At 63.1% G+C, this 6640-nt stretch carries 8 protein-coding genes; 2 read left to right on the top strand and 6 right to left on the bottom strand.

Annotation, left to right across the window (positions count from 1 at the left end; translation table 11 throughout):
- Positions 1-81 precede the first annotated feature (81 nt).
- The gene (locus tag U5760_RS19270) at positions 82-585 is read left to right on the top strand and encodes a DUF934 domain-containing protein (RefSeq protein WP_322013879.1); all 504 of its coding nucleotides are present in this window, start codon (positions 82-84) and stop codon (positions 583-585) included.
- Positions 586-601: 16 nt separating this feature from the next.
- Here the strand turns inward: U5760_RS19270 and cobA are convergent, their stop codons facing one another.
- The 6 genes from cobA to U5760_RS19240 all read right to left on the bottom strand — a co-directional run bounded on the left by cobA (position 602) and on the right by U5760_RS19240 (position 5499).
- Positions 602-1315 (bottom strand): uroporphyrinogen-III C-methyltransferase, encoded by a 714-nt coding sequence (cobA, locus tag U5760_RS19265; protein WP_322013892.1) that lies wholly within the window; start codon positions 1313-1315, stop codon positions 602-604.
- Between the two features lie 119 nt (positions 1316-1434).
- Complete coding sequence (locus tag U5760_RS19260; protein ID WP_322013878.1) at positions 1435-2445, bottom strand: malate dehydrogenase; 1011 nt, start codon at positions 2443-2445, stop codon at positions 1435-1437.
- A 33-nt stretch (positions 2446-2478) separates the two neighbouring features.
- Positions 2479-3630 (bottom strand): TDT family transporter, encoded by a 1152-nt coding sequence (locus tag U5760_RS19255; protein WP_322013877.1) that lies wholly within the window; start codon positions 3628-3630, stop codon positions 2479-2481.
- A 97-nt stretch (positions 3631-3727) separates the two neighbouring features.
- Positions 3728-3904: a hypothetical protein gene (locus U5760_RS19250; protein WP_322013876.1), complete on the bottom strand. Its 177-nt coding sequence runs from the start codon at positions 3902-3904 to the stop codon at positions 3728-3730.
- 33 nt (positions 3905-3937) lie between these two features.
- Positions 3938-4276, bottom strand: a complete 339-nt coding sequence (locus U5760_RS19245) for a DUF4148 domain-containing protein (protein WP_322013875.1) — start codon at positions 4274-4276, stop codon at positions 3938-3940.
- A gap of 344 nt (positions 4277-4620) precedes the next feature.
- Positions 4621-5499: a LysR family transcriptional regulator gene (locus U5760_RS19240; RefSeq protein WP_322013874.1), complete on the bottom strand. Its 879-nt coding sequence runs from the start codon at positions 5497-5499 to the stop codon at positions 4621-4623.
- A gap of 273 nt (positions 5500-5772) precedes the next feature.
- On the opposite strand from U5760_RS19240, the gene U5760_RS19235 reads away from it, so the two are divergent.
- The gene (locus tag U5760_RS19235; protein ID WP_322013873.1) at positions 5773-6639 is read left to right on the top strand and encodes a type 1 glutamine amidotransferase domain-containing protein; all 867 of its coding nucleotides are present in this window, start codon (positions 5773-5775) and stop codon (positions 6637-6639) included.
- Position 6640: the final 1 nt, after the last annotated feature.

Here is a 6640-nt window from a genome sequence, read left to right as displayed (position 1 = left end):
CTTCATCGACACGTACGACCGCATCGGCATGGCGCCCTTCAAGGAGCGCGTGTACGCATCGCAAAGTGAGGATCAGGTGTCATGACGCAGATAATCAGAGATCGCACGGTAGTCGAGGACGACTGGACCGTGGTGCGCGAGAGTGAAGACGGTGTGCTGCCGGATGGAAAGATCGTCGTTCCACTCGCCTGGTGGCAGGCAAACCGCAGTGCGCTGCTCGCGTCCCGCGGCAGGGATGCGCTCGGCGTGTGGCTCGCACCCGATAGCGAGCCGGCCGACATTGCCGCTGACCTCGATAGCATCGCACTGGTCGCCGTCGACTTTCCGAAATTCGCCGACGGCCGGGGCTATTCGATTGCGCGCCTGCTGCGCGAGCGGTACGGCTACCGGGGCGAACTGCGTGCAATCGGCGACGTATTGCGCGACCAGTTGTTCTATCTGAAACGCTGCGGCTTCGACGCGTTTGCCGTGCGCGCGGACAAGGACATCCACGACGCGCTGCACGCCTTCGGCGAGTTGACGCTGGAATATCAGGCCGCCGTTGACGAGCCGCTGCCGCTCTTCCGCGGACTTCGAGCGGCCTGAAGCGCCGCCCCCCTCTTCATCTGCGTAAGCCAAACGCTTCTCCGATCATCAGCACGCAAGGCTGTGCCGGATCGAGCCACTTTCTCGCGTCACCCGCTGCAAGCTCCGCAAGCGTGAGCGTTAGCGAGCGCTCGCGCGGCGTGCTGCATGCTTCTACGATCGCGACGGGCGTGGCGCCGTCGCGGCCCGTTTCGATCAGGCGGTGCGCAATCTCGTGTGCGCTGTCGCGTCCCATATAGAGCACCAGCGAATCGGCCTTTACGTGGTAGCCTGCTTGCGCGAATTCGGTGGCGTGGCTGAAGGTCGCCAATGCGACGCTGCGTGCCACGCCTCGCAATGTGAGCGGGCGATGCAGCGTGGCGGCGCTCGCGAGCGCGGCAGTGATGCCTGGCACAACTTCGTATTCGATGCCGGCTGTTTCCAGCGCACGCATCTCTTCGTCGGCGCGACCGAACAGCATGGGATCGCCGCCTTTCAGGCGCACCACCACGTCGTGTTCGCGCGCCGCTGCCACGAGTTGTGCATCGATGCAGGCCTGTGTCGTCGAAAGCTGGCCGCACCGCTTGCCGACCGCGATTCGCTTGGCATGGGCCGGCGCAAGATGCAGCATGTCGGGCTCGACCAACGCGTCGTGCAGCACCACGTCCGCCATGGCGAGCAGCCGTGCGCCCCGCACTGTAATGAGGTCGGGTGCGCCCGGCCCCGCGCCGATCAGATAAACCTTGCCCATTTGCTTCGCTTCCACACTTATTTCCGATTGGAAAGTCGATGCCAGGCTTATGCCTGGCAGCCGTGAGAACGACAAGGGCGGACCTCGGTCCGCCCAGTCGGATGCTTCTTTTGCTGCGTTCAAACCGCGCCGTCGGTGCCCGTCTCCATTCCGAGTATTTCGCGCACGGCCGTCATTTCCTCCGCCAGTTCCTGCACGGAAGCGTCGATGCGCGAGCGGGCGAACGCGTCGATGGCGATGCCCTCGACCACCCGGTACGTACCCGCTTCGCACGTGACCGGCATGCCGTAGACGAGCCCCTCCGGCACGCCGTATTCGCCGTGCGACACGATGCTCATCGATACCCAGCGTCCGTCGCTGCCACTCACCCAGTCGCGCATCTGGTCGATCGCCGCGTTCGCCGCGGAGGCGGCCGACGAAGCGCCGCGCGCCTCGATGATCGCCGTGCCGCGGCGTGCGACCTCGGGGATGAAGACGTCGCGGTTCCAGGTTTCGTCGGCGACCCGCGCCGGGACGGAGTCGCCGCCGGCCAGCGCATGCCGGTAGTCCGCGTACATGGTCGGCGAGTGATTGCCCCAGACGGCCATCCGGGTGAGGGCGTCGACCGGCACGCCGCAGCGCGCAGCGAGGCGCGAGACCGCGCGGTTGTGGTCGAGGCGGATCATCGCGGTGATCGCGTCGGCGGGCAGCGCGGGCGTGAACTGGCGCGTGACCCACGCGTTCGTATTGGCGGGATTGCCGACGACGAGCACCTTCACCGAGCGTTTTGCCACCTCGTTCAGCGCTTCGCCCTGGGTGCGGAAGATCGCCGCGTTAGCCGCGAGCAGATCGCGCCGCTCCATGCCCTTGCTGCGCGGGCGCGAACCCACGAGCAATGCGTAATCGGCGTCGCGGAATGCTACGCGCGGGTCGTCGCTGATTTCGATGCCGGCCAGCAGCGGAAACGCGCAGTCTTCGAGTTCCATCACGACGCCGCGCAGCGCGGCCATCGCCTGGGGCAGTTCGAGCAGTTGAAGGATGACCGGCTGGTTCTTGCCGAGCAAGTCACCGTTAGCGATGCGAAACAACAGCGAATAGGCGATTTGCCCGGCAGCGCCCGTGATGGCGACGCGTTTGGCGGTTGCAGACATGATGTCACTCCTGTGAGAGATTGCGTAAGCGGATTACGGGCGGGCCTGGGCGAGGCACGGCGCATGGAAGAGTCGCTCGAACATGAGGCCGCGTATCGTCCGGATCAACACGGTCAGCCAGAGTGTGCCGAGCATGACTGCCAGCACCACGCCGACATGCGTGAATCCATGAAACCCGGTCACGCGCGCCAGATTGAACGTGGCAAGCGTGTAGACGCCGACCGGAAACGTGAAGCCCCACCAGCCGAGATTGAAGGGCAGACCTTCGCGGCGATAGCGCCACATGAAGAGCAGGGCGCAGGCGAGCCACCAGAGTCCGGCGCCCCACAACAGCAGCGCACCCAGCACGCCGAAGCTCTGCGCCACGGCCGCGACCGGCTGCAGCGCGGTACCTGCGAACGCCTTCACGGCAGCATCGCCCAGCGTGATGAGACCGAGCGCGCCGGTGCCGATGGGGCCGAGCGTGAGCCAGCTCGTGACACCGAGTTCGCGATGCGGCAGCTTGTGGACGACGAGGCGCAGCAGCACGATCGTGAGGATCGAGAAGGCGAGCGGCACCGAGATCGCCCACAGCACGTAACCCGACCCGACGACGAACTGTGCCGTCTGCGCGGGCAGATGCGGGGCGAGCAGCGCGGCGCTCGCGGCGGCCACCTCGGGCGCGACGATCGGCAGCAGGAGAGCTGCGGTCAGCTTTTCGATGCTGTGCTCCTGGGTCGTGAAGATCAGGTACGGCACACCGATGGCGACGGCGAGCGAGAGCGCGGCGTCGAAACCCCACAGGCCGAGCGCGACGGAATACGCGCTCTGTCCATAGTGCGGACCGGCAAAGGCGACGATGCCGTTGACGATGGGCGCGAGGCCCATCGGCAGGGCACCCAGAAACATCGATTGCAGCGGATGATGCAGCAGCGGCTTGATGGTCTCGCTGAACAGCACGAAGCGGCCGATGAACATCGCGAGAAACAGCGCATAGAGACCGATGTCGATGCACCAGAGCCACTCGGCGATCGCCGTTTTCACAGGCGACACGCCGGGCAGTGCATTGAGGACGAGGTACACCACGCCCGTTCCCATCGTGACGGCGAACCAGTTCGGCGTGAACTGGCGGATCCGCTCGAGTGAGGCCGGAACCCGATGACCGGTCCGGCGCGGCGTTGCCAAGGCGTTGTTCAAGGGTTTCATGTTGTTCACCCACCGTTCAGTGACTGGATGACTCCAGTCTAGGGAGGTCCGGCATATACGAAAAATACATATTTGAAATCGGTGCGATGCTTCCGTGTTATGGCAGACGTGCGCGAGGCGTGAAGCGGCGAACGAGACGTAGTGCCGACGCGCCGAGGAGCAACAGCGCCGCGCCGGCGACGCTGTTGTCGGTGCGGATCAGCGCGTCGGAGAGACAGAACGACAGCGAAGTCAGCACCATGTGGCAGGGAATGCGCACGGGCGGCGGTTTCATTGCGGCGCCTCCAGTTCGTCGGATGCGCTGCGATCAGCCGCCGAAGTACACGTTGCAGAAGCTCGCGGGACCGACGCAGCCGGGCTTGATGATGTGATGCGTGGCAGTCGGCGCACCCGCGGCCGACGTGCCCGACATCGTCGAGCCGCCTACGGCGCTGTTGGCTTGTTCCGCGGCGACCTTTGCCTCGGCAGCCTGAATGTCTTCGGGATAGTTGGAGCCGTCCGTATTCGGGTTATAGCCGGCCTTTTCCAGTTGGATCAGCTTGGCGCGGACTTCGGCGCGGGTCACGGGCGCGTTGCTTTGCGCGAAAGAAAGGACGGGAGCCGAAAGGGCGCAGACGGCGAGGGCGAGCGTGGCAAGGGCTTTCATGGTGGACTCCTTCAAGTGAGTGAATAAACGGTTTTTCCGCCTCGAGATATTTGTTCGATATCCTTATCAATAAGATGATCGGGATTCGCAGTACTCGTCGTGCGGCCTGGCTTGCTATGGAGGCGGTTCGATGCCCCCGGTTGCGAGCCGGTGAGTCAAGAATAATGGAGGGGGGGCCGGCCTAAAAATACAAACTTGCGATGCGAGGCATGTCTACCGGTTATGGCAGGACCGTGGGTGCCGTTGAGGGGGATGAGGCATCGCTACTGAGCGGTAGCGCGTCTGGTGCCCTGGAATTCGGTGATACGGCAGAAGGGGTCGCGTCTGCGTGCCGATGACGGCCGTCAGGCAAACCGTTCCAGCACGAAGTTCACAAAACTGCGTAGCTTGGGTGTCATTTGCCGGTCCGGCAGATACACCAGTTGAAGCGGTGCCCGCGTGAAGCTCTGGTCGGCAAAGAGGCTGACGAGTCGACCCGCGTCGATATATTCGGCGGCCACGTAGTCCGGCAGCATGGCAATGCCGATCCCGTTCAGGCACGCAGCAAGCAGGGCTTGCACGTTATTGACGGACAGTTGCCCCGATACGGGGATAGTCGTCGGAGACGGGTGGCTGAAATGCCATTCGCGCTCCGGTTGGACATAGTGGAATGCAAGACAATTATGGCTGGTCAGGTCCTCCGGTGTTTCCGGCGTTCCGTGCAGGGCCAGATAGTCGGGTGCCGCGCAGACCACGCGGCCCAGATTGCGCAGCGGTCGTGCGACGAGATTGCTGTCGGAGAGGTTGCCGAAGCGAAACGCGACGTCGAATCCTTCGTCGGTCAGGTCAACGACACGGTCGTTCAGTATCAACTGAACTTCTATCTCTGGATAAGCTTTGAGAAAGTCGGCGAGCGCGGGAAACAGCAGATAAGAGCCTAGCGCCAGAGGCGCGCTGACCTTTAGACGTCCTCGTGGCGAAGCATGCATCTCACGCGCGCCCACTTCCGCCGCATCGACCCTGCCCAGAATATCGACGCATTGCTCGTAAAACGCCCGACCGATTTCGGTGAGGCTAAGGCGTCGCGTCGTGCGGTTGAGCAGGCGTGTACCGAGCCGTCGCTCCAGCGTCTGGACGTGATTGGTGATCGAGGTGGTCGAGGTGCCGATAACCTCGGCCGCTGCGGTGAAGCTGCCGCGATCAACCACGGCGACGAAAACTTCCATGCTGGTCAGTCGGTCCATTTTTAATCTCAGCTTGATAGTCCTTCACGGCGAAGACATTGTAACCGGGCGCAGATCACAGTGAGGCAACCGCTTCTTCCTCCTGTCTGCTCCCGATGAGCCGCGCTACGTCCGCCATTATCAAGCCTCACAAAATAATGCATTTGGCGCCAGTGCCTTTATCCGGGCTTCGATATCGAATGGAATACACCCCAGCAGTACGCCGCGCCTCCCGGGGTATTCGGGGGCGAGACTCCCGCGCGTATCTCCAACCAGAAATCGAAGGAAGAACTCATGAAAGCATTCAGGCAGATCGTGCTCTGTGCCTTGGCTGCGTGCCTGGCCCAGTTTTACACGCTTCCCGCTTCGGCGCAGGAATCGAAAGGAAAGATCCTGATCGTACTGTCGAGCGAGCAGCAATTGCCCTTGAAAGACGGCAAGCACTTTCAGACGGGCTATTACCTCAACGAACTGGTGATACCGGCACGGAAATTTTCCGAAGCGGGTTATGAACTGGTATTCGCCAACCCGAAAGGCAATACGCCCGCGGTGGACCAGACTTCGCTTTCTGCGGACTACTTCGGGGGGAGCCAGCAGGCGCTGGAGGAGGCCGAGCGCTATCAGGCGACTCAGACCGGACTGGCCCACCCGGTGAAGCTGAGCGATGTCGCCCATGGGGATCTGAGCCAGTACAAGGCGGTCTTCGTCCCAGGTGGTCCGGCGCCGATGATCGACCTGGCGAGCGATCCCGATCTCGGTGCGATTCTGCGCGATTTCCATCAGCACGCACGCACGACGGTTCTGTTGTGCCATGCCCCCGTTGCGCTGCTCTCCGCGCTTAACGATGCGCAGTCCTATCGGACGGCGTTAAGTGCCGATCGCACCGCGGAAGCTAAACGGCTTGCTGCAGCGTGGCCTTACCGCGGCTATCGGATGACGGTTTTCAGCGACGAAGAGGAATCCATTGCCGCAACCAACGTCTTCCACGCCGAACCGCTCTTCACACCCGAGGACGGGCTGCGCACGGCAGGAGGCCAGATGTCCACGGTGTCGGGATGGGCGCCGAACGTGATACAGGACCGCGAACTCATCACCGGCCAGAACCCTGCGTCCGACACCGCATTGGCTGATCTGACTTTGCACGTTCTGGCCGACCGGTGAG

The sequence above is a fragment of the Paraburkholderia sp. J12 genome (assembly GCF_905220215.1).
Taxonomy (GTDB): Bacteria; Pseudomonadota; Gammaproteobacteria; order Burkholderiales; family Burkholderiaceae; genus Paraburkholderia.
Note: the sequence above shows the minus strand (reverse complement) of the source record. Positions and strands in the feature narration are given on the sequence as shown.

Bases quoted from the DNA above. Each gene is read 5' to 3' on its own strand.
- U5760_RS19270 (WP_322013879.1), top strand. From the start codon at position 82: ATGACGCAGATAATCAGAGATCGCACGGTAGTCGAGGACGACTGGACC.
- cobA (WP_322013892.1), bottom strand. From the start codon at position 1,315: ATGGGCAAGGTTTATCTGATCGGCGCGGGGCCGGGCGCACCCGACCTC.
- U5760_RS19260 (WP_322013878.1), bottom strand. From the start codon at position 2,445: ATGTCTGCAACCGCCAAACGCGTCGCCATCACGGGCGCTGCCGGGCAA.
- U5760_RS19255 (WP_322013877.1), bottom strand. From the start codon at position 3,630: ATGAAACCCTTGAACAACGCCTTGGCAACGCCGCGCCGGACCGGTCAT.
- U5760_RS19250 (WP_322013876.1), bottom strand. From the start codon at position 3,904: ATGAAACCGCCGCCCGTGCGCATTCCCTGCCACATGGTGCTGACTTCG.
- U5760_RS19245 (WP_322013875.1), bottom strand. From the start codon at position 4,276: ATGAAAGCCCTTGCCACGCTCGCCCTCGCCGTCTGCGCCCTTTCGGCT.
- U5760_RS19240 (WP_322013874.1), bottom strand. From the start codon at position 5,499: ATGGACCGACTGACCAGCATGGAAGTTTTCGTCGCCGTGGTTGATCGC.
- U5760_RS19235 (WP_322013873.1), top strand. From the start codon at position 5,773: ATGAAAGCATTCAGGCAGATCGTGCTCTGTGCCTTGGCTGCGTGCCTG.